The 21,842-nt window shown below is 56.4% G+C and carries 24 protein-coding genes; 15 read left to right on the plus strand and 9 right to left on the minus strand.

Features of this window, described 5'->3' with window-relative positions; genetic code table 11:
* Positions 1 to 84: 84 nt before the first annotated feature.
* The 10 genes from pgsA (at position 85) to hflX (ending at position 10,220) form a co-directional block, all read left to right on the plus strand.
* A complete protein-coding gene (gene pgsA, locus ABCN01_RS02790; RefSeq protein WP_006235973.1) occupies positions 85 to 633 on the plus strand; it encodes a CDP-diacylglycerol--glycerol-3-phosphate 3-phosphatidyltransferase in 549 nt (182 codons plus the stop codon).
* A 12-nt stretch (positions 634 to 645) separates the two neighbouring features.
* Positions 646 to 1,176 carry a CinA family protein gene (locus ABCN01_RS02795; RefSeq protein WP_055309901.1) on the plus strand — a complete coding sequence of 177 codons (531 nt, stop codon included), beginning with the start codon at positions 646 to 648 and terminating at the stop codon, positions 1,174 to 1,176.
* A 257-nt stretch (positions 1,177 to 1,433) separates the two neighbouring features.
* Positions 1,434 to 2,582 carry a recombinase RecA gene (recA, locus tag ABCN01_RS02800; protein ID WP_022094695.1) on the plus strand — a complete coding sequence of 383 codons (1,149 nt, stop codon included), beginning with the start codon at positions 1,434 to 1,436 and terminating at the stop codon, positions 2,580 to 2,582.
* 11 nt (positions 2,583 to 2,593) lie between these two features.
* Positions 2,594 to 3,286: a regulatory protein RecX gene (locus ABCN01_RS02805; RefSeq protein WP_342996787.1), complete on the plus strand. Its 693-nt coding sequence runs from the start codon at positions 2,594 to 2,596 to the stop codon at positions 3,284 to 3,286.
* 257 nt (positions 3,287 to 3,543) lie between these two features.
* A complete protein-coding gene (gene rny / locus ABCN01_RS02810; RefSeq protein WP_342996788.1) occupies positions 3,544 to 5,094 on the plus strand; it encodes a ribonuclease Y in 1,551 nt (516 codons plus the stop codon).
* Position 5,095: 1 nt separating this feature from the next.
* The gene (locus tag ABCN01_RS02815; RefSeq protein WP_342996789.1) at positions 5,096 to 6,181 is read left to right on the plus strand and encodes an ATP-binding protein; all 1,086 of its coding nucleotides are present in this window, start codon (positions 5,096 to 5,098) and stop codon (positions 6,179 to 6,181) included.
* A 74-nt stretch (positions 6,182 to 6,255) separates the two neighbouring features.
* Complete coding sequence (locus tag ABCN01_RS02820) at positions 6,256 to 6,573, plus strand: stage V sporulation protein S (RefSeq protein WP_006235982.1); 318 nt, start codon at positions 6,256 to 6,258, stop codon at positions 6,571 to 6,573.
* 49 nt (positions 6,574 to 6,622) lie between these two features.
* Entirely contained in the window at positions 6,623 to 7,993 is a 1,371-nt protein-coding gene (gene miaB, locus ABCN01_RS02825; RefSeq protein WP_342996790.1) for a tRNA (N6-isopentenyl adenosine(37)-C2)-methylthiotransferase MiaB, read from the plus strand.
* Positions 7,993 to 8,931 (plus strand): tRNA (adenosine(37)-N6)-dimethylallyltransferase MiaA, encoded by a 939-nt coding sequence (gene miaA, locus ABCN01_RS02830; protein WP_342996791.1) that lies wholly within the window; start codon positions 7,993 to 7,995, stop codon positions 8,929 to 8,931. Before miaB ends, miaA begins: the two co-directional genes overlap by 1 nt.
* Positions 8,931 to 10,220 (plus strand): GTPase HflX, encoded by a 1,290-nt coding sequence (gene hflX, locus ABCN01_RS02835; RefSeq protein ID WP_117654789.1) that lies wholly within the window; start codon positions 8,931 to 8,933, stop codon positions 10,218 to 10,220. Before miaA ends, hflX begins: the two co-directional genes overlap by 1 nt.
* Here the strand turns inward: hflX and ABCN01_RS02840 are convergent.
* Together ABCN01_RS02840 and lexA are read right to left on the minus strand one after the other, a co-directional pair.
* On the minus strand, positions 10,205 to 10,909 hold the full coding sequence (locus tag ABCN01_RS02840) for a heparan-alpha-glucosaminide N-acetyltransferase (RefSeq protein ID WP_342996792.1): 705 nt from the start codon (positions 10,907 to 10,909) through the stop codon (positions 10,205 to 10,207). The two genes, hflX and ABCN01_RS02840, sit on opposite strands and share 16 nt — an antisense overlap.
* Positions 10,909 to 11,553 (minus strand): transcriptional repressor LexA, encoded by a 645-nt coding sequence (gene lexA / locus ABCN01_RS02845; protein WP_040359862.1) that lies wholly within the window; start codon positions 11,551 to 11,553, stop codon positions 10,909 to 10,911. The genes ABCN01_RS02840 and lexA overlap by 1 nt, the downstream gene beginning before the upstream one ends.
* A gap of 163 nt (positions 11,554 to 11,716) precedes the next feature.
* Between lexA and ABCN01_RS02850 the strand changes: the two genes are divergently transcribed.
* From ABCN01_RS02850 to dut, 3 genes are read left to right on the plus strand one after another with little or no spacing between them, the layout of a single operon-like run.
* Complete coding sequence (locus tag ABCN01_RS02850) at positions 11,717 to 12,166, plus strand: LysM peptidoglycan-binding domain-containing protein (protein ID WP_195644928.1); 450 nt, start codon at positions 11,717 to 11,719, stop codon at positions 12,164 to 12,166.
* 51 nt (positions 12,167 to 12,217) lie between these two features.
* Positions 12,218 to 12,661 carry a transcriptional regulator NrdR gene (nrdR, locus tag ABCN01_RS02855; RefSeq protein WP_022093781.1) on the plus strand — a complete coding sequence of 148 codons (444 nt, stop codon included), beginning with the start codon at positions 12,218 to 12,220 and terminating at the stop codon, positions 12,659 to 12,661.
* A 4-nt stretch (positions 12,662 to 12,665) separates the two neighbouring features.
* On the plus strand, positions 12,666 to 13,109 hold the full coding sequence (gene dut, locus ABCN01_RS02860; protein ID WP_195404081.1) for a dUTP diphosphatase: 444 nt from the start codon (positions 12,666 to 12,668) through the stop codon (positions 13,107 to 13,109).
* Positions 13,110 to 13,499: 390 nt separating this feature from the next.
* Here the strand turns inward: dut and ABCN01_RS02865 are convergent, their stop codons facing one another.
* Positions 13,500 to 14,801, minus strand: coding sequence for an MGDG synthase family glycosyltransferase (locus ABCN01_RS02865; protein WP_343014181.1), 1,302 nt, complete (start codon positions 14,799 to 14,801; stop codon positions 13,500 to 13,502).
* A gap of 117 nt (positions 14,802 to 14,918) precedes the next feature.
* Between ABCN01_RS02865 and ABCN01_RS02870 the strand changes: the two genes are divergently transcribed.
* Complete coding sequence (locus tag ABCN01_RS02870) at positions 14,919 to 15,857, plus strand: NAD(P)/FAD-dependent oxidoreductase (protein WP_342996794.1); 939 nt, start codon at positions 14,919 to 14,921, stop codon at positions 15,855 to 15,857.
* 153 nt (positions 15,858 to 16,010) lie between these two features.
* Complete coding sequence (locus ABCN01_RS02875) at positions 16,011 to 16,622, plus strand: DUF1836 domain-containing protein (RefSeq protein WP_342996795.1); 612 nt, start codon at positions 16,011 to 16,013, stop codon at positions 16,620 to 16,622.
* 73 nt (positions 16,623 to 16,695) lie between these two features.
* Here the strand turns inward: ABCN01_RS02875 and ABCN01_RS02880 are convergent, their stop codons facing one another.
* The 6 genes from ABCN01_RS02880 to ABCN01_RS02905 all read right to left on the minus strand — a co-directional run bounded on the left by ABCN01_RS02880 (position 16,696) and on the right by ABCN01_RS02905 (position 21,545).
* The gene (locus ABCN01_RS02880) at positions 16,696 to 17,562 is read right to left on the minus strand and encodes a DegV family protein (protein WP_342996796.1); all 867 of its coding nucleotides are present in this window, start codon (positions 17,560 to 17,562) and stop codon (positions 16,696 to 16,698) included.
* Between the two features lie 164 nt (positions 17,563 to 17,726).
* Positions 17,727 to 18,854 carry a coiled-coil domain-containing protein gene (locus ABCN01_RS02885; protein WP_342996797.1) on the minus strand — a complete coding sequence of 376 codons (1,128 nt, stop codon included), beginning with the start codon at positions 18,852 to 18,854 and terminating at the stop codon, positions 17,727 to 17,729.
* Between the two features lie 32 nt (positions 18,855 to 18,886).
* Complete coding sequence (locus ABCN01_RS02890; RefSeq protein ID WP_118227237.1) at positions 18,887 to 19,417, minus strand: adenine phosphoribosyltransferase; 531 nt, start codon at positions 19,415 to 19,417, stop codon at positions 18,887 to 18,889.
* Between the two features lie 40 nt (positions 19,418 to 19,457).
* Positions 19,458 to 20,336 carry a transcriptional regulator FtsR gene (gene ftsR / locus ABCN01_RS02895; RefSeq protein WP_118227236.1) on the minus strand — a complete coding sequence of 293 codons (879 nt, stop codon included), beginning with the start codon at positions 20,334 to 20,336 and terminating at the stop codon, positions 19,458 to 19,460.
* Between the two features lie 3 nt (positions 20,337 to 20,339).
* Positions 20,340 to 20,774 carry an FHA domain-containing protein gene (locus ABCN01_RS02900; RefSeq protein WP_006236002.1) on the minus strand — a complete coding sequence of 145 codons (435 nt, stop codon included), beginning with the start codon at positions 20,772 to 20,774 and terminating at the stop codon, positions 20,340 to 20,342.
* A 66-nt stretch (positions 20,775 to 20,840) separates the two neighbouring features.
* The gene (locus ABCN01_RS02905) at positions 20,841 to 21,545 is read right to left on the minus strand and encodes a CDP-alcohol phosphatidyltransferase family protein (protein WP_342996798.1); all 705 of its coding nucleotides are present in this window, start codon (positions 21,543 to 21,545) and stop codon (positions 20,841 to 20,843) included.
* Between the last annotated feature and the right edge of the window lie 297 nt (positions 21,546 to 21,842).

Here is a 21,842-nt window from a genome sequence, read left to right on the forward strand (position 1 = left end):
AACGAGAGTAATAAGGAACTGACGAGTGTCTGGACGCCCGCCAACATCGTGACGTGCGTTCGCATCGTCTTTATCCCGGTGTTCATGATTGTGTCGGCGCTTTCTCACACGAGTGTTGCCGGTACGGATTGGAGCACCTTCGACGGCCCGCTCGCCGCTGCTGCCTTCATTCTGTATGTGATCCTGTCGTGCACCGATAAGGTCGACGGTTATCTGGCGCGTTCGCGCAACGAGATCACCGACTTCGGTAAGTTCTTGGACCCCATCGCCGATAAGCTGCTCGTGTTCTCGGCCCTGCTGCTGTTCTTGGATTTTGGCGCGGTGACCGTGTGGTCCGTGTTCATTATCCTGTTCCGTGAGCTTCTGGTGAGCGCCCTTCGCATGGTCGCGAGTGCGGCCGGTGTGGTCGTTGCGGCCGATAAGCTCGGCAAGTATAAGACGGCAACCACGATGGTCTCCATTTGCGGTTACCTGTGCGTTTTTGCTATGGCCGGCTTGCACCTTGGCCCGGTGGCGCTGACGCTCGGCATCTACTCGGTGTCGCGCTTCCTGTACGCCGTTGCCGTTGTCCTGACCGTTATCTCGGGCGCCCAGTACTTCTGGAACTGCCGCAAGATCGTCTTTTCGGTCTAGGTCCTGGTGGGTATGACGGACTCTTTTGAGCAGATTTCCGCACATAACGAGGAGCTGGCGCGTGATATTGTCGAGCGCGCGAGCGCTCGGGGCGTGACTGTTTCGACGGCTGAGTCGCTGACGGCGGGTATGATCGCCTCGACGATTGCCGATATCCCGGGCGCCTCGGCGGTGCTGCGTGGCGGTGCGGTGACCTATTGCGATGAGATTAAGCATCGTGTTCTTGGTGTTGAGCAGGAGACGCTCGACCGCTATACCGCGGTGTCGCATCAGACCGCGCGCGAGATGGCGGTGGGTTCGCTGGAGCTGTACCAGAGCGATATTGCAGTGAGCGCAACGGGTTATGCCGGCCCCGGCGGTGGCACTGAGGACGATCCGGCGGGCACTTTCTATATTGGCTGGGCGCATCGTTCCGCCGATGGGGGCGTGCCGGTCGTGGACTCTGTGCGCTGCCACTATGAGGGTGACCGTTCGTGTGTTCGTGCCCATGCGGTCACGGAGGCATTGGGTCGCATTGCCCTTGTGCTCAACTCTATGGAATAGACGTGTTTTAAGGGGCCTCCGAGCCCCTTAATTGTGGAGATAGGGACCTTAGGCTCATTTGGCGTTTGTGCTGGTTGTAGATGTATTTTTGCCTGCCTTGTTCATATTTGGTCCTTTGTGGTCAAGCATTTGGTCAGTGTTTGGTCGGCGTTTGGTTGGGTTTTGGAAAGACCGCCTGCATATGATTGGCCTGAACGGTTGACCACGAACAGCCGTTCGTTTATTATCGATGCAGGTTGTTAAGAGGAGGGCTATTCATGGCCAAGAATTCAGGTCCCGTACGTACCGTTCATGCTCGCACGACGGGTAAAGAGCGCGATGAGATGATCGCCACCACCAAGGCCGAGATCGAGAAGAAATTCGGCCAGGGTTCCATCATGAGGTACGGCGACGGTGGTCCCGAGCTCGAGGTCGAGGCCATTCCCACGGGCGCCCTGGCCCTCGATGCCGCGCTGGGTATCGGCGGCGTGCCGCGCGGCCGTATCGTCGAGATTTACGGTCCTGAGTCCTCCGGTAAGACGACGCTTTCGCTCGAGATCCTGGCCGAGGCCCAGGCAATGGGTGGCGTTGTGGCATTTATCGATGCCGAGCACGCGCTTGATCCCACGTATGCCGCGCGCATCGGCGTGGATATCGACGAGGTGCTCATTTCCCAGCCCGATACGGGCGAGCAGGCGCTCGAGATTGTTGACATGCTCGTGCGTTCCGGCGCCATCGATGCCATCGTCGTCGACTCCGTCGCCGCGCTGACCCCGCGTGCCGAGATCGAGGGAGAAATCGGCGACACTACGGTCGGTCTTCAGGCTCGCCTGATGAGCCAGGCGCTCCGCAAGCTCGCCGGCTCGCTGTCCAAGTCCAACACGACGTGCATCTTCATTAACCAGCTGCGTGAGAAGATCGGCGTCATGTTCGGCAACCCCGAGACTACGACGGGCGGCCGCGCCCTTAAGTTCTTCTCTTCGGTGCGTATCGACATTCGCCGTATCGACAGCATTAAGCTTAAGGACGAGGTTATCGGTAACCGCGTGCGCGCCAAGGTCGTTAAGAACAAGGTGGCAGCTCCGTTCCGTTCTGCTGAGTTCGACATCATGTACGGTACGGGCATCTCTAAGGAGGGCTCGATTCTGGACATGGCTGTCGAGTGCGGCATCTGCAAGAAGATGGGCTCCTGGTTTGCCTATGGCGAGGACAAGCTCGGCAACGGTCGCGAGGCCGCCAAGGCGTTCCTGCGCGAACACCCCGATTGCGCTGACGAGATTGAGCATAAGGTCCGCCTTGCCTGCGGACTTGAGTTTGATGACGATGCTCCGTCCGAGGTCGAGCTGACCGATCAGCCTGCGCCTGAGGAGTTTGACGAGCTTTACGCCATCGATGGTTCCGCCATGCTCGATGATGACGACGAGTAGCGGTTACGCTCATGTCGTATACGGTGACCGAGGCCACGGTCGTCTTTCCCGATAAGAAGGCGGCCTCCTCGTTCTCGAGCGGGTATGCGTCCAAAAAGCCTTGCGCACATTTCGATTGTGAGCTTGAGGGCGGTTTTGAGCGGTCCATTTGGATTCCCGTGCGGGTCGCGCGCCTGTATGTCAAAAATCGCCCCGATCTGCCCTGCGATTGGGATAACTTTCGTGAGGCGGTGCAGCTCCTCGAGCGTAAATGTGCGCTTACCATGGTGACCGAGATGTTATCGCGCCGCGACCATGCGACGGGTGAGGTCCGTGACAAGCTGGCTCGCTACGGCTTTCACCAGCCCGCGATCGATTTCGCCGTCGAGCGCGCCACCGAGTATCACTTTTTAGACGAGAACCGCTTTTGCTCGTACTTTATCGAGGAGCGCAAGCGGCGCGGTTGGGGACAGCGCAAAATCGAGACCGAGCTCAAGCGCCGTCATGTCGTGCTCGATGACATTCCCGGTTATCCCGAGGATTATTTTGCCGTCGAAGATGATTTGGCGCGTGCGTCAGCCCTGCTCGCCAAGCGGCGTGTTCCAGAGACGCGCGGATTCGAAAAACTGGTTCGGTTTTTGATGGGCAAGGGCTTCTCGTATCACATCGCCGCCGATGCCGTTAAGGCACGTCTCGATGCCGAACGCGAGGAATGTGCGGTTTAGGCGTATGCGTTTTGTGGCCCTGCCGTTCACCGCGTTTTAGCCGCCGTGCCGGGGCCATTTATTTGACAGTTGTTGTGGTTCAACGTACGATAAACACTGTCATTTGCTTTGTGATATGTGCTCATCTGTGATGAGTTTGTTTATATGTTTATCTGTATCCGACCCGCATAAGCTGCGCCCATATTACTCAAATGTCGCGAGCCGTTCGTAAGGACGGTTCGCTTTGTTGTGTAACGAATCCATAAAAAGGAGTGAGCATGCCTATCATCGCAGCGCTCGTTGGCATCGTTTTGGGTGCCATCGCCGCCATTGCCTACATGCGCACCGCCAAGCAGGGTAGTCTTCACGAGGCCGACGAAAAGATCCAGTCGGCACACGCACAGGCTGAGTCCCTGATCGGTGATGCTAAGCGTCAGGCCGAGACCCTCAAAAAAGAGGCTCTGCTCGAGGCTAAAGAGGAGATCATCAAGAACAAGCAGGCCGCCGAGGCCGAGGACAAGCAGCGTAAGAGCGAGATTCGTACGCTCGAGAACCGTGTGATGCAGCGCGAGGAGTCCCTTGATCGCCGAAACGACGCTCTCGACAAGCGTGAGCACCAGCTGTCCAGCCAGGCCGGTCAGGTCGAGAAGCGCTCCCGCGAGCTTGAGGAGCTCTGCGCCAAGCAGACCTCCGAGCTCGAGCGTATCGCCGACCTGACCCGTGAGGACGCCCACAAGGAGCTCCTCGATAAGGTTCGCGGCGAGGTCACCCACGAGGCTGCCACGATCATTCGCGAGTCCGAGCAGCAGGTTCGCGCCGAGTGCCACAAGACCGCCCAGGAGATTCTGTCCCTGGCGATTCAGCGCTGCGCTGCCGACCACACAGCCGAGGTCACCGTTACCTCCGTGCACATTCCCTCTGATGACCTCAAGGGCCGTATCATCGGTCGCGAGGGTCGCAACATCCGGACCTTCGAGCAGGTTTCCGGCGTCAACCTCGTGATCGACGACACGCCTGAGACCGTCGTTCTTTCGAGCTTCGACCCGGTCCGTCGTGAGACCGCCCGTGTCGCCCTCGAGAACCTCATCGCCGACGGCCGCATTCACCCCGCCCGTATTGAGGAGATGTATCACAAGGCTGCCGGTCTGGTTCAGCAGCGCGTGCGCGAGGCTGGCGAGCAGGCTGCCTTTGATACCGGTATCCACGACCTGCACCCCGAGATCGTCAAGACCCTTGGTGCCCTGCGCTACCGTACCTCGTTTGGTCAGAATGTGCTTCAGCACTCCCTCGAGGTTTCCGATCTGTGCGGCGTGATGGCTTCCGAGCTTGGCCTGGACGTTGTGACCGCTAAGCGCGCCGGCCTGCTGCACGACCTGGGCAAGGCAATCGACCACGACGTCGAGGGCCCGCATGCCGTCATCGGCGCCGAGCTTGCCCGACGTTATGGCGAGAAGCCCGTTATCGTTCACGCTATCGAGGCTCACCATGCCGATGTCGACCCCAACACGGTGCTCGATGTCCTGGTACAGGCCGCCGATGCCGTCTCCGCCTCTCGCCCCGGTGCCCGTCGCGAGTCTGCCGAGAACTACATCAAGCGTCTTGAGAAGCTCGAGGAGATCGCCAACTCCCATGACGGTGTCGAGCGTACCTATGCCATGCAGGCTGGTCGTGAGGTCCACGTCATGGTTCAGCCGGACAAGATCTCCGATGCCCAGTCCACGGTCCTGGCTCACGATATCGCCCATCAGATCGAGGAAGAGATGGAGTATCCCGGTCAGGTGCGCGTCGTCGTGATTCGCGAGAGCCGCGCTGTCGATATCGCTAAATAACATGAGCGACGCGAACGAGCTCATCTCATTTATCGCGTCGATGTCGGGGGAGGGCAACCTTCGCGTCGAGGAGAACCTTGGCGAGGGGTATTTCCGCCTCCGCGTTTCGGAGGCCGAGCGGCGCCAGGCAAAGCACGACATTCAGCATGTCGAGGATATCGTCATCGAAATGCTCCGTAATGCTCGCGATGCCGGCGCCGACAAAGTCTATCTCGCCACGACTAAGGAAGATGGCGTCCGCACGCTTGTCTTTCTGGATAACGGTTCGGGCGTTCCGCAGGATATGCAAGAGCGAATCTTCGATGCCCGCGTTACCTCCAAGCTCGAGAGCATGAAGATGGACCGTTGGGGTGTTCACGGTCGTGGCATGGCATTGTTTTCGATCAAGCAGAACACCGACGATGCCCGTGTGGTCACGTCAGGTGTCGACCTTGGCTCGGCCTTTAAGGTGAGCGTTGCGGCCGATCGCCTCAGTGAGCGTGCCGATCAGTCCAGCTGGCCCCAGGCCGTCAAGGATGAGGACGGACGTTATGTCTGTGCTCGCGGCCCGCATAATATTATTCGCGCTGCTTGTGAGTTTGCGCTCGAGGAGTTGCGTGGTTGCGATGTCTATCTTGGTTCTCCGTCTGAGATTGCCGCGACCCTTTATGCTCAGGCGTCAAGTAGGCTCGATACGTCTCGTCTCCTGTTTATTGATGACGAGAGCGAGCTTCCGGTTGTCGACCGTTTAGGCCTTGCCTCTGATGCCGAGGACTTTATCCGTATTTGTTCGGGTTTGGGTCTTGAGATGTCCGAGCGCACGGCCCATCGCATTTTGGCAGGGCAGATTAAGCCCGTTCGCGGTGTGACCGCGCGTCTGCTGCGCGAGCGTGATTCGTCCTCGCATGCGCCGGCTCCTGTCGATCTTGCGAAGGATCGTCGCGGGCTACGTATTGCCAAGGATGATATGGCACAGTTTTCGCGTGCTGTGGAGCGTGACTTTAATGACCTTGCCGCCCGGTACTATCTCAACCTTTGCGGCGACCCAAAGATTCGTGTTTCGCGTGATCGAATCACTGTGACTTTCGATCTTGCCAAAGAGGAATAGTGCCTTTACCGAGTCCACTCGGTACGATACAGTTATTGCAGTTAAAACGTACTTTTAAACGCAGGAGTTTCTTCATGGATTGCCTGAAGGTATCAAGCAAATCATCGCCCGCGTCCGTTGCCGGCGCCATCGCCGGCATGGTCAAGGATGGTGTACCCGTCAACATCCAGTGTGTCGGCGCCGGTGCTGTCAACCAGGCCATTAAGGCCGTGGCTATCGCGCGCGGTTTTTTGATTCCAACCGGTTTTGATATTTCCTGCGCGCCCGTGTTCTCCGACATCCTCATTAACGGGGAGTCGCGCACGGCCATCCGCCTTTCTATCTACGTTCACCAGATCAATCGAGCTGCTATGGATAACGTCGTCATGGATGATGTTAAGCCTGTGGCATAGCTTCTGCTTGCCTCGATTCGCCTCCCTTCCATCGTTAGGACTTATGCACATGGACCAGCGTTCCGTACGCGATATTCTTGCCGGTAAAACCTACTTTATCCGCACCTTTGGCTGCCAGATGAATCAGCACGATTCCGAGCGCGTGAGCGGTCTGCTTGATTCGTATGGCTGTCTCATGGCGCTAGATCCCGAGCATGCCGATATCGTTGTCTTCATGACATGCTGTGTGCGTGAGGCCGCCGATACTCGCCTGTACGGTCAGTGCAATTCCTGCAAAAGCCTGCCGCCTTCGCCTTCGGGCAAGCGTGTGGTTGCCGTGGGCGGCTGCATTGCGCAGCGTGATGGCGAGGGCCTGCTCACCAACGTCGATAACGTCAATGTCATCTTTGGCACGCATTCTATCGCACATGTGGCCGAGCTCATTGCCGAGGCGTTCCTTGACGGCAAGCGTCATATCCGCACCAATGAGCATGAGGATACGGATGCCATGAGTATGCCGTGGCATCGCGAGACCCAGTATCACGCCTGGGTGCCCATCATGACGGGCTGCAATAATTTCTGCACCTATTGCATCGTGCCGTACGTGCGCGGTCGCGAAAAGAGCCGCCCCTTCGAGGAGATTGTCGACGAGGTGACCGGTTTGGTGCGCCAGGGCGTGCGTGAGATTACGCTGCTGGGCCAAAACGTTAACTCATATGGTCGCGATCTGTTTGGCAAGCCGCGTTTTGCCGATCTGCTGCGTGCCGTGGGCGATACGGGTGTGGAGCGCATCTTCTTTACGTCTTCGCATCCCAAGGATCTGCTGCCCGAGACCATCGACGCCATGGCCGAGACGCCTGCCGTTATGCCGCAGCTGCACCTGGCCGTCCAGTCAGGTTCGACACGGATCCTCAAAGAGATGAATCGCCGTTATACACGCGAGGACTATCTGGGTCTGGTCGATCGCATCCGCAATCGCATGCCCGATATCGCGCTCTCGACTGACATTATCGTTGGCTTTCCGGGCGAGACTGAAGAAGACTTTGAGCAGACGCTCTCACTTGCCGAGACGGTCCGCTATGCTCAGGCCTATACCTTCATCTATTCCAAGCGCGCCGGTACCCCGGCCGCCGAGATTGACGATCCTACGCCGCATGAGGTTATTCTCGAGCGTTTCAACCGCCTGGTTAAGGTTATCGAGACCACGGCACATGAGTATAACCAGGGTGAGCTTCATACTGTGGTGCCGGCGCTCATTGAGGGCACGAGCAAGAAGAACGATGCGGTCCTGCTGGGCAAGAGTCCTAAGAATCAGACCGTTCATGCGCCTATCCCCGAGGGTTACAGCATCGATCAGCTTGTTGGCAAGATCGTTGATATTGACGTTGATGTTGCCAAGACCTGGTATTTGTCCGGCTCCGTTGTGGGCGAGCCGCGCTAATGGTTTCTTCCGGGGCAGGTCTTTCCGCCGTTGCGATCGTCGGTCCGACGGCGGTTGGTAAGAGTGATGTTGCCGACCGTTTGGCCGCTCGTCTTTCGTCCGAAGTGCTGTCGTGCGATGCGATGCAAATCTATCGCGGCATGGACATCGGTACCGCAAAGATGACGCCCGATGAGTGTACGGCGCCGCTGCGTCTCGTCGACATTGTAGATCCGGGTGTGGCATATTCTGCTGCGCTTTATCAGGCTGACGCTCGCGCGCATGTTGGACGTCTCCTTGGTTCGGGTTGCCTGCCGGTTTTTTGCGGAGGTACGGGGCTGTATCTCAAGGCCGCCCTCGATGAGATGGACTTTCCCTCGGGCGAACTTGAGGACGATCGCCGTGCGGGCTATCAGGAGCTTGCCGAGCGTATTGGTGATGAAGAACTGCATGCCCTGCTTGCCGAGCGTGACCCCGAGTCCGCTGCGGTCATCCACCCCCATAATGTTCGCCGCGTGATTCGTGCGCTCGAAATGCACGATGATGGCGTCTCCTATGCGCAGCAAAAGTCGCAGTTTAGTGTTCCGCGCGAGCATTATCACGCTCTGTGGTTTGGTCTGACGCGTAATCGCGAGGTGCTCTATGAGCGCATTAACCTGCGCGTCGATCTGATGTTTGAGCAGGGTCTTGTTGATGAGGTTCGCGGTCTTATGGACCAGGGGCTGGGAGATGCCCTGACTTCGATGCAGGCAATTGGCTATAAAGAGATCATCGATGCTTTCAATGGCGTGATTTCTATGGATGAGGCTCGCGAACTCATCAAGATGCGTTCGCGTCGCTATGCCAAACGTCAGCTTTCGTGGTTTAAACGCGATGATCGCATCGTGTGGTTTGATATGGATGAATTTACGATCGATGATGTCGTTGAGGATATCCTGCATCGTATTGAGGCTGTCTAATGGCCCGTTTTCCCCTTGTTCCCACGGCACCCGAGCCCGAGCGTGCCATTTTGGTTGGTGTTGAATGGCGCGACAATGCATGGCCGCTCGATCGCTCGCTCGATGAGCTGGAGCGTCTTGCCCATACGGCTGGTGCCCAGTGCGTTGCACGCTTGTCACAGCGTTTGGTAAAGCCGTATCCTAAATCGTTTATCGGTTCCGGTAAGGTTGAAGAGTTGTGCGGCCTGGTGCATCGCATGGATGCCGATGTCGTTATTTTTGACGATGACCTTACGCCCTCGCAACAATCTTATTTGGAGAAAGCCGTGGGCGAGCCGGTAAAGATTATCGATCGTACGGCACTGATCCTTGATATCTTTGGCCTGCATGCTCAGACGCGTGAGGGACGCCTGCAGGTACAGCTGGCACAGCTTCAATATCTGTTACCTCGCCTGCGTGGCATGTGGAGCCATCTTGCCAAGGAGCAGACGCGCGGCGGCATCGGTTCGCGCTTTGGACAGGGTGAAAGTCAGCTCGAGGTCGACCGTCGCTTGATTCGCAACAAGATTGCCGCGCTTCGTCGTGAGCTCAAGCAGGTTGAACAGCGTCGCGATGTTCAATCCAAGAGTCGCATTGAGTCACCGGCGTTTCGCGTCGCGTTAGCCGGTTATACTAATGCCGGTAAATCGACGTTGCTCAATCGTCTGACCGGCTCTACGGTACTTTCGCAGGACAAGCTGTTTGCTACGCTCGACCCGACGACGCGTTCGTATCGCCTGCCCGGCGGTCGCGGCATGACGATCACCGACACCGTCGGCTTTATTCAAAAGCTGCCGCATGGTTTGGTCGATGCCTTTAAATCGACGCTGTCCGAGGTGTTGGGTGCCGATCTAATTCTCAAAGTCGTAGATGCGTCTGACGAGGACTATGAGCGACAGCTGGAGGCTGTCGACCGCGTGCTTGATGAGATCGGCGCTGGAGAGCGTTTAACGCTGACCGTATTCAATAAAATCGATCTTCTCGATAGCGTTGATCGACTGAGCTTCCGGCGTCGCTATCCCGAGGCCGTGTTGTTCTCGGCCCAGACGGGCGAGGGACTCGACGATCTCGTCGACCGTATTGCTCGTGAGGCGGCTGCTACCGATGTGTTGCTCTCTGCTGATATCCCGTATCGCGAGGGTGCCCTCATCACGCTGGTGCATGAGCAGGGAACCCTTTTGCACGAGGAATATCTTGAGGACGGCGTTCGTATTGTGGCGAAGCTGCCGGCCCGTATCGCGCCGCGGCTCGAGCGTTATCGCACCGAGTAGACGAGCTCCAAAATGCCCAGAATGATGGGCTGATGCAGCAGATAAAAGGGGAGTGCATGACGTCCAAGCCTGGCGAGCGCCGGCAGGGGGTTGGCGTAGGCCCAGATTGGGGCGGTCTTATCGATTCCCTGCGCTATATGTGCGGCGAAGTATCCTGCAAGATACATAAAGATAAACGGGATGATGGGGTAGTAATCACCTGAAACAAACCCAGGGCTCGGAAATCCCAGCCACGCCAGGTAGGGGACAGGATAGATCGTTTTGGGGATACTCCAGGTGAGGGCGAACAACACAAGGCATAGGGACATGCCCCATCTCGCCGATATCTTCTTAAGGACGGGATCGGTCAACGCCACGATGCCGGTACATGCGGCCATGCAGTAGATGATGCCAAAATTAACCGAATCGTCTACTGAGACAAGTGTTGTTGCCAACCAGACGACGAGTGCTGCTAAGGCGTATTTGGCGGCACGTTTGATATTGTTGCGTGAGAGCGTGCACATCCACCCCGCGATAAACAAGAATACCCAGCTGATGCTGGCACGCCAGATGTCTTGAAAGACGGTCTGTGTAAACCAGGGCATATCCCAACCGTACAGGTAGGCGAGATCGTAGCAAGCGTGAAAACCTGCCATTGAAATCATCGTAAACCCGCGGACGGTGTCAAAGATGGTGATGCGTTTTTGCATTACGAGAACCGGCGCATCAAGCCGACGACTTTGCCCAGGATAACGGGATTCGTTGCATAGATAGGCTCCATGGTGTCATTCTCAGGCTGCAGGCGTACGCGTCCCTGCTCCTTGTAGAACGTCTTGACGGTCGCTGAACCATCAATCATGGCCACGACAATTTCGCCGTTCATGGCACTCTTTTGTTCACGGACGATGATGTAATCGCCATTGAAGATGCCGACATTGATCATTGAGCTCCCATGTACCTCAAGGATAAAGGAACCCTGATCAGTGGCGATTTCGGTCGGGATAGTAAAAGTGTCTTCGATATTCTGCTCGGCCAGAATGGGAATCCCAGCCGCGACGCGACCAACGAGCGGTAGCGAGACCGTTCCGCGAGGTGCGGTGGGCTCGTCAGATTTAGAAATTGAGACAGAGGAACCGTCCTCGTTAAAGAGTTCCAGGGCGCGCGGTTTGGTTGCATCGCGCTTGAGTAGCCCGCGCGCCTCCAGGGCAGATAGATGGGCGTGCACGGTGCTGGGGGAGGAAAGGCCCACGGCAGAAGCCATCTCGCGCACGCTGGGCGGATAACCCTTCTCCTGCTGATATTCCTTGATGAAGTCGTAAATTTGCTGCTGACGCTTGGTAATTTTGCGAGCCATCAGGGCATCCTCTCTACCCATGTCAAACAAATGTTCGAATTTTGCTTGACAGGAACAACTGTTCGAAGATAATAATAACCGAACATTCGTTCTCGCGCTAGACATTTTTGTCCGCGCGGCTTGATAAAACTGTTCTCAGCAAAACACGCGAGAGGAGAACATGATGAACGCAACGAATATGGTCCAGGGAAACCTCGCCCTTAAGCTCGAGACGCCTGCAGAACCCACTTTTACGGTTGTTCAGGGTGGCCGCTCCGGCTTTCAGCCTTTGACCGTAAAGCCTGCTCGCAATCAGCAGGCTGTAGTCGCGCCGGCTCGCGTTGCCCTGAAGGTTCCGACGATTGTCGCCGTTGCCGTTGCGCTTACGCTCTTCTTTGTCCTCGCTATGTCGGTCTTTAGCGCTCGTCACGCCGCGTATGCCGAGTCCGTTTCCAACATTACCTACGAGACTATTCGCGTTCAGCCTGGCGATTCTCTTTGGTCGCTTGCCGAGGAATATCCAATCGAAGGCCTTTCCACGCAAGAGACTTCCGACATGATCCGTAACGTCAATCATCTGGAGCATGGTTCGCTCGCCGCCGGTGCGCATCTTAAGGTTCCTGCTCGTTCGTAATCATTATCGCGCTGCGCATGGTACCCTTGTTATCGTTTAAGAGGAGGTACCATGCGCTGTCCCAAATGCGGCAAGGCACATACCCGCGTCGTTGATTCCCGTATGCAGGAGTCAAATAACACCATCAAGCGCCGTCGCGAATGTTGCTCGTGTAACTACCGCTTTACAACGTTCGAGCGATGCGAAGACCCAATCGAGGTCATTAAGTCAGACGGAACCAAGCAGCGGTTCGATCGCAATAAGCTGCTCGTCGGCTTGATGCGCGCCACCATCAAACGCGATATCGACACTAAGAAGCTCAATGAGATTATCGATGACATCGAGGTCGAGTTGCGCTCCCGCACGCTGACGGCCGTCACGTCGCATGAGTTGGGTGACATGGTGCTCAAGCGCTTGGCCAAGATCGACAAGGTGGCGTACATCCGCTTTGCCTCGGTCTACCGCGATTTCAAAGACGTCGATGAGTTTCTGCAAGAGCTCGACAAGCTAAGGTGATTCCATGTCCAACATTACCGTCAACATAAAGCGTCTCGACCCCACCGTCGAGCTTCCCAAATACGCCCATCCCACCGATGCCGGCTTGGATTTGCGCTCCAACGAGGACTGCGTCCTGAAGCCCTTTGAACGCCGTCTGGTCTCCACTGGGCTGGCCATCGCCCTGCCCGATGGCTACGCCGGCTTCGTCCAGCCCCGCAGCGGCTTGGCCATCAAGCAGGGCCTGTCTATAGTCAACACGCCGGGCCTCATCGACGCCCACTACCGAGGAGAACTCAAGGTTATCCTCATCAACCTGGATCCCTCCAACAACATCCAAATCAACAAAGGCGACCGCATAGCCCAACTCGTCATCCAAGAAGTCCCCACGGTCAACCTCATAGAGGTAGACGAACTGGATAAAACCGACCGAGGCAACGGAGGCTTCGGCTCCTCCGGCGTCGCCTAGGGGCGCTCGTATCCCTCCCGCCCGCCTCTCACACATATCATTCCATGCTCAAACATTCTCGCTTCGCTTCGCTCGCTGCGAAACTGCGCGTGGAACGATATGTGAGAGAGGCGGGCGGCTACTCGCTTGAAAAAATACTTACTCTTCTAGTAAGCCGATGCGATAAAGGGACGCCTCCTTTGTCGCATCGGCTTACTGTATTTATATTTTCTGGTTTCCCTTCGCAGTTTCTACTGGTGGGGAATCTGGTATAGCCGCTAGTACGTTAACGCAGCTTACCTGTGGGAGGCCCCTATATATCGTCCCGCGCGCAGTTTCGCAGCGAAGCGAGAATGTTTGAGCACGGGATGATATATAGGGGCCTCCCACAGGTAAGCGGAAATTAAGACGCTACCTGATATGCGCGGGTTTTCCGCCCCAGTAGAAGCGGCAGAATGCGCGTTTTCTTTTCTGGGGTTTGTCTACGAGCTCCATGGCTGCGATGGCGATGTCCTCGGCTGCGCGGGGGCGGCGTAGCACTTCGCCGTTGATGAGTAGGGCTTTGAGTGATTCGGGATGGTCGTGCAAGTGACGTAGGGTTACGATGAGTTCTCGTGCGGTGGTGACGTGCATGCTGGCGCCCATGCCGGTGAGCATCGTGGTGTTGGCCTTTTCCTGGCCGTATGATTTGCCCAGCAGGATCATCGGCAGATGAGCGCACAGGCACTCGGTGACGGTGAGCCCGCCCGATTTGAGGATTGCCAGGTCGCAGCCGTGCATGAGGGCTGCCATGTCGTCCACGTAGTCCAGAACCGTGACGTTTTCGAGCTTCATGGCGTCGAAGAGCGTCTTGAGGCGGGTGGCGTATTCCTCATCCTTGCCCGGCAAAAAGACAAAGTGCATGTCCTCGAAGCTGCGCAGGAAGGGGAGTGTGCGGTCCATCTCCGCGCGAAAGCGAACGTACGGTTGAGGCAAACTGGCACCGGCCATCACCAGCACAACGGTCTTGTCAGCGGGGAGATTGAACTTCTCGAGTTCTTCCCCGCGATTGTAGTCCGTATCAAACCCGGCGCGAATGGGGATGCCTGTAATGCGGATTTTGGTCTCGGGAACTTTACGGGGGCGAAGTGTCTCGGCCATAAATTCGTTGGCTACGCAGAACAGGTCGGTGTCCTTGTGGGGCCAAAAGCCTTCGACTTCATAGTCTGTTGGTACGCAGATGACCGGATAATCGATACCCGTGATGACGCGGGCACCCACAGCGACGTTGGCCGCCGTGATGTGTGTTGCGACCACGGCTATGGGCCTGCGGGTGCGGACATATTCGTTGAAGGCAGGGAACATAATACGTGACCATGCCGTGCCTCCGCCCCAGAGCAGATGTCCCGTAAACGTGTATCGCCAGGTTAGGTCATATATGGGACGCGTGGCGCCGGTAAACGAAGCTGCTGTTTTATTACCATCGAACCTAATGCGTCCAAAATCGAGGATATCCAGGACTTCGATCTCAACATCCTCAGGGATTCCCTTGGTGCCGCGGATGAGGTCGAATGCCTGCGCAATCGCATTTGCGGCGGCTTTGTGGCCCGAGCCGACGGAGGCGTGCACGATGGTTACCAAGGGTTTTTGTGCAGGTGAAACGGTCATTTGCTCCGGTTGGGGAGTGGCTTGCATGGGCAGGGGAGCGCTATTGCTCGTCTGCGTTTGATCCATCGATAACTCCCCTTCAGCCTTGTTACGCGATTTATCATTGTAGTGCATGAGTGTCATGTTCACGTAAATTTGGGTATGAGCGCAAAGAACGCCAATCTTTCGACAGGAGGTCTCTTCATGACTACCCATCAGCCGATCGATGTTGCTATTATCGGTGGCGGCCCCGCGGGCTATGCTGCCGCCATTTACGCTGCGCGCTCCAACCTAACGACGACCGTGATTGAACAGGGCATGTCGGGAGGGCAGATCGCCACAACCAATGAGGTCGAGAACTATCCGGGCATTCCGCTCTTGAGTGGTGTCGAACTCGGCGAGCGTTTTCAGCAACATGCAGAGGGCATGGGAGCGCAGGTTGCATGGAGCATGGTTACGGGTATCGATTACGATGCCGATACAGCGCTGTTTACGGTGCATCATGATATGGGCGATACGCTGGCCTCGAGTGTTATCGCTTGCATGGGTGCTACGCCGCGATCTGCTGGTTTTGTTGGCGAGGATACGTATCGCGGTCGCGGTGTTTCGTATTGCGCGACGTGCGATGGCATGTTCTTTCGCGGTAAACAGGTCTTTGTCATCGGTGGCGGCAATGCCGCCTGCGAGGAAGCCCTGTTCTTGTCAGAAATCGCCAGCAGTGTGACCATCGTGCTGCGCCGCGACCAGTTCCGTGCGCCCGATGGTGTTGTTCAGAAAGTACTCGCAAAGGACAATATTACAGTTAGGTACCAAACTAGTATTGTGGAGCTATCGGGCGAAGCCATGCCAACGACGATTACCTTTAAGGACAATGCATCCGGCGAGACTCATACCGAGTCATTTGAGCCCGGCTCGTTTGGCATCTTTGTCTTTACCGGAACGCAGCCCCATACCGAGATTGTTGAGCATCTAGTTGATCTGGCGCCTGATGGCGGCATTCTGACTGATGAATCCATGGCGACCCGCACGCCAGGTCTATTTGCCGCTGGCGATATCCGTTCCAAACGTTTACGCCAGGTTGTGACCGCTGTTTCTGATGGAGCCATAGCGGCAACAAGCGCATATGCATTTCTCCGCGGATAAGTACGATAATATATCTTATGTAAGGTTGTTATCAATTAACTAAATGGCGGGACGATGCATCTGTGCGCTGTCCCGCCAATTTTCTTGTCGGCTATGTGGTATGCAAAACTAGATAATCTAGAATACAATATAGATAATGAACGGAGGACCTTTATGAACCACGTTAAACACGTTATTCCGATGTCCGATTCGTCGGTCAGCATTAAGCCTGAGGATATTCAGCCCACTGTGCTGCCCGATGCATTTATTCAGTCCGATATCGTTCGCAAACTCAATACGTTGAGTCTGCCGCGCTATAACCAGTTGCCCAATGTGACGCTCTATCGCGACCAGGTTATTGAGTATGTTGCACTGTGGATGGAGCCGCTGTCCATTTGCGTTGAGCAGCCTGTCATTACGCCATCGATGATCAATAACTACGTGAAGGTCGGCTTGGTGCCTGCTCCGGTCAGAAAGCAATATGGCCGCGAGCAGATTGCCCGCCTGATCGCTATCTGCACCTTTAAGCAGGTGCTGCCTATTGCTGCGGTGCAGGCACTCTTTAACATTCAGCGTTTGAGCTACGATGCCCCGACGGCCTTTGATTATGTGGTCGATCAGCTCGAGGCATCGATTCGTTCGGCGTTTTCTGTCGAGCAGACGCCGGTTCCTGATACGGCGCATCAGGTAACGCGTGAGTCGCTGCTTGTGCGCAGCGCGGTTTCATCCTTTGTTTCGAAGGCTTACTTGATGAGCTATCTCAAGTTCAACGGGTTTAATAGCTAGCCGACGTATAAAACGGGCGGGACAAAGAGCCATCTGTCGCTTTGTCCCGCCCGTTTTATTGCTTGGTTGGACTTTATTTGCCCGAAGCTACGCCCATACCGTAGCCGATGATGAGGCCGTGCATCTCGGCGTAATAGGAATCTAGGCCGTTGCAGGGCATGATGATGGTCTTGGAGCCGGGCCAATGCTCGACTATGCGGTCAGCAAGCGCCTGGGCTCCAGCTTTGTTCTCAACGTGATCGATGATGACCTCGCCGCCCGTAAAACCCTCGGCTTCCATGGTGTCGATGATCTTGTTGAGCATCTTCTTTTCGCCACGCGTGTGCCCGACGAGTTCGATTTTACCGGCCTCACTCGCTGTGCCCAAAATGCGGATATTGAGCTTGTTGGCAATGACGCCGGCTGCCTTAGGGATACGTCCGGCTTTGGCGAGGTTTTCGTAATTGCACAAGCTGAAGAGGATTTTGCTGTTCTGTTCAAGGCTATCGAAGTATGCGCAAGCGTCCTCGAATGTGACATCCGGATTGCTTGCAAGATAGCGGTCGAACAGCATGAAAATGAGGTCCATTTTGCCGCCAGCTGCGCGTGAATTGACTAGATGAATCTGCCGGTCGGGCTCCTCGGCAAGAACCATATCGCGAGCCGTGGCTGCCGCGTTGTAGCTGCCCGACACGCCCTCAGAGATCGGCATGCAGATGGTCTTGTCTGCCAATTTGAAGAGCTCGGCCCACTCCCCTACGCTGGGACAAGCGCTCGAAGAAGCGTTCGTCTCCGCCTGAACAGCGCAGTTGAGCTCATGTACATCGAGCGAAAGGTCATCGATGAATTCACGCTCCCCCACTCGAATTTTGAGGGGCGCAAATGCAAAGGTGGCATGGGGTGCGGTCGGTTGCCAATCGCGGAGGTTACAGCTTGAATCGGAGATAAGTGCCCAGCTCATAGAGGGTCCTTTCTAATTGTTCCCTAACAATTATAGCCTTATTGCTGACCGATTGGGCCGCTATCTAGTATTCAAAACTAGATAGCGGCCTGCACTAAAGGCAAAAGAATGGACCCCATGACTCAAAGTCACGAGGTCCATATCCGTTTGCTTTATCTGAATACTTAGTAGCGAACGAAGATATAGTTGTTGTTCATGCCGGCGGCAACGGAGCTGATGATAACACCCGTGTTGTAGTCGGAAGCATGAATCATCTGACCACCACCGATGTAAATGCCGGTGTGGTACGAATTGACCACAACGTCACCGGGCTGCGGATCGGACACACGCGTCCAGCCCATAAAGGTACCCGTGGTGCCCAGGCGGCAATAGCGACCAGTGAGGCAATAGCTAACAAAACCAGAGCAGTCGAAACTGTTCGGGCCAATTCCGCCCCAGGAATAGGCGCAGCCAAGCTTGCTGTATGCACGCGAGACAACAGAACCGCCATCGACGGACTGGCTCGGAGCAGAAGGCGTCGGAGCCGGAGGAGGCGTGGAGGGCTGCGGCGTTGGAGCAGGTGTCGGCGTAGGAGCCGGAGTGTTGCCGCCCTGGTTGTTGTTATTGTTGGTCTGACCACCGTTGTTGGTGTTCTCGGTCGTACCGGCAGTCTCGTTGCTCACCGTGGCCTTCTCGGCAGTACTGGCGTTGATGCCGGCCTGCAGCGCGGCGTTGGCCTCGGCCTCTGCGGCAAGCTCGGCCTGCAGCTGCGAATCCAGGGAGTTTACGACGTTCTGGGCTTCAGCCTGCTGGGCGTTAAGCTCGTCGACCTTCTTTTGCGTGGCGGCGACGTTCTTTTCCTGCTCGGACTGCTTATCGGTGAGCTGCTGCTTAAGCTCCTTGACCTCTTGAATGGTCTGAGCTTGCTTATCAGAAACTTTGCCGTAGTAGAACAGACGGTTGAGCATATCGCTCAGATCATCGACACCCGTCAGAACCTGAAGCAGGCTCAGACCGCCGGTTTTGTACTCGCCGGCGACATAGGTCGAGAGCTTGGCCTGACCATCGGCGATCTCCTGCTGCTTTTGCGTGATCTCGCCGGCAGTCTGATCGAGCGCCTGCGTCTGCGTGGCGAGCTCATCGTAAATCTGCTGAGTTTGGGTACCGATCTGCTCGAGCTTCGTACGAGCAGCGGCAAGGTCGGATGCGGTATCGGCGTAGGCAGGAGCCGCGAGGCCCAAGCCCAAAACACAAGCGAGGGTTGCCGTAGCAGCGCAGCGTGCCATGTTTTTGTGCGTGTTTGCTGTGCGCATGTAGCTTCCTTTCCAGTAACTAAGGGTAACGGCTAGTCCACCGTCACCAGGCTAAAGAGCTCCACATCGTCATTAGACGGCGTGAGCTTCTCGCGCGGGTTGAGAAACGCAAGCTCAAGGATACAACCGTAACCGACAAGCTTTGCGCCCATATCTCGCACCAGTTTACCTGTTGCCTCGACGGTTCCGCCCGTCGCGACCAAGTCGTCCAGAATCAACACGGTATCTTTAGAGCTGATAGCGTCGGCATGGATCTCTATTGAATCGGTGCCGTACTCGAGCTCGTAGCTCTGGCTTACGGTCTCGCGCGGCAGCTTGCCCGGTTTACGTGCGGGAACAAAGCCGGCGCCAAGGGCTACGGCCACCGGTACACCAACCATAAAGCCGCGAGCCTCGGGACCCACGACCTTGGTGATTCCCATGCCGGCAAAGTGCTCGGCGAGGGCATCGGTCATGGCTTTGAGCGCCTCGGGATTGCCGAAGAGCGGCGTGATGTCTTTAAAGATGACTCCGGGCTCGGGATAGTCGGGGATGTCGACGATTTGAGATTCGAAGTCGTACATTACATGACCTTTCAATGGGTTGCCGAAACTTCGGCAGCGGTTATTTGCCCGCGGTGGCGGTGCCGGATTGCGAAGGGGCGACGACCTTGAGCGGTTTTACGAGAGAATCCTCGTGCGAAGCCGGAGCGGCTGTCTCTTCGTTTTTGGCCTTGGTGGACTCGGAGCGAGTGATTTCCTCATCGAGTGCATCGATGTCGGCGTCCTCGACCACGGCGTTGAGCGACTCAAAAACGCGGTTCTTGAGCAGCGCGGTGTGCACACCTTCCGTCAGGTCGTGAAGCTTCTTAAACGCACGCTCGAGCTTGGCATCGCGCTCGTCATCGGAGGTATCCATGCCGAGCATGCTCACGAGCACCTGCTCAAACATCGAGGACTCGCGGTTGGCGGAAGACACGTACTGACGCAGGTTGCGCGGCTCGATATGGAAGCGTGACAGCTCGGAGCAGTAGCGGATGATCGGAAAATCGCGGCCATCGACAAGCTCGCGATTCTGCGGACTCTTGATGATGCGAATGAGGTCGTTCTCGGCGAGCGAGCGGATAAACGAAATCTCGACGCCCAGCATATCGGGAATGGTCTCGATGGGATGCAGCTTTTGTTTAGTCTCCTTGGGCTCCGTCTTGAGCGGAACATCGGACAGCAAGCCCACCTCGTAGGCGAGCGTTGACAGGTCCGTGGCGTTTTCCAAGCGCTGCTTAATCACGTTGAGCGGCATGTAGCGGGTCTTCTGCAAGTGCAGAATGACCTCTAGGCGATCAACGTCCTCCTTGGAGTACTGACGGTATCCCTTAGGCGTACGATGAGGGGTAATGAGCCCCTCATCCTCTAGAAATCTAATTTTTGAGTTCGAAAGATCGGGGTATGCGCCTCGAAGTAGGTTGACGACTTGGCCGATACTCAGATAGTTGCGTTCGGCCATGCCCTACTCACCGGTTTCGATGCGCTCCGGCGTGCTCTCGTGGTAGATGAGCGTAAACGTACCGATCTGCACGGAAGAACCGTCGTGCAGCGGGGCTGCATTGACGATGGCACCGTCGACCCAGGTGCCATTGAGCGAGCCCAAGTCCTCGATGCGAGCGCCGAGGCCCTCGCGAATAATGCGCGCATGGCTGCGCGAAACGGTCATGTCATTGAGGAAGATTCCGTTCGCGGGATCGCGGCCGATGGTGGTCACATCGTCCTCGAGCTCAAAAGCGGCACCAGTCTGCGGACCCTTGACGATGGACAGAACGGGGGCGGTGATGCGCACGTTGGCCATGAGGTCGGGAACGGTGACGTCGCTTGAAGGCACGCGGAATACGCAGGTAGCGTCAGCAGTCTTATCATTCTGAGGCATATTGTTAACCATGTTGTCCATGACAACCCCTAACTTATCGCGGACGTGCCGCAAATAATGAACCGTACGTAATCATACCCCAACGAATCAGTCTTCGATTTCAGGGTTCAGAAAGTCGATGTCCTCGTCCTCGGGATGCGCGAGAGCCTGTTTAATGGCCACTCCGCCCTTAATGGAGTAGATGACAGCCGTGAGCATGGAGAAGATCACGCCGCCGTACACAAAGAAGATGCCGAGGGGCACCGAGCTTCCGTTGAGGCCCGGGAAGGCCTTAAGGGTTGAAGGTAAAAGATGCAGGCCGTCAATAACGGGGAAACCGAGCAGCATGAGCGAGAAGCCGGTCATGAGCAGCGCTGTGGCAATCTTTCCGGGGAAGACGACATCGATGGGGCGACGGTGATAATGACGCACGATAAGCGTGCCGATGCCCAGATAGATGTCGCGGCCAATAATGAGCACGCAGACCCAGATGGGCAGCTCTCCGCGGACCACCAGTCCCAGTACGCCGGTGAACAGCAGCGCGCGGTCGCAAATGGGATCCATGACCTTGCCGAGCCACGAGACCGTCTTAGTCATACGGGCGATCTGACCGTCCATCCAGTCGGTGGAGGCGGCGACGGCGTAGATAACGATGGCGATGATACGGTTGTTATCCGTCACAAACAGGTACAGAAATACCAGGGTGAGGATCAGGCGCGTAAAGGTGATGAAATTGGAGATCGTAAAGATCTTATTCGACGGGTAATCGGAAGTGCCGATAAGCTCCTTTTTGATCTTCTTTTTGATGCCCACAGGACTCCCCCGCTGGTTAACGACAAAACTTTCGATACTATACCCGTTCCGGCGATGTCTATCCAGCGTAAGCATAGAGAGTCCAGACATGTGGAGGGCGCCTCTGGGCTGCGCTGGATTCTGCATTTGTGTACATCAGCCTCCAAAAGCGACATTTTTCGGCATCTTTGGTGGCTGGTGTACACGTTTTGATTCGGTGATTATATCGATCGGGAAAGTTGTTGCTTTAAGCAAATGCGTGCGGGTCGAGATTGGCTGGCGCCAAAAGAGCCCAACGGCCGTTACGGCTTCGTTAGA

The sequence above is a fragment of the Collinsella aerofaciens genome, from assembly GCF_039062365.1.
Classification (GTDB): Bacteria; Actinomycetota; Coriobacteriia; order Coriobacteriales; family Coriobacteriaceae; genus Collinsella.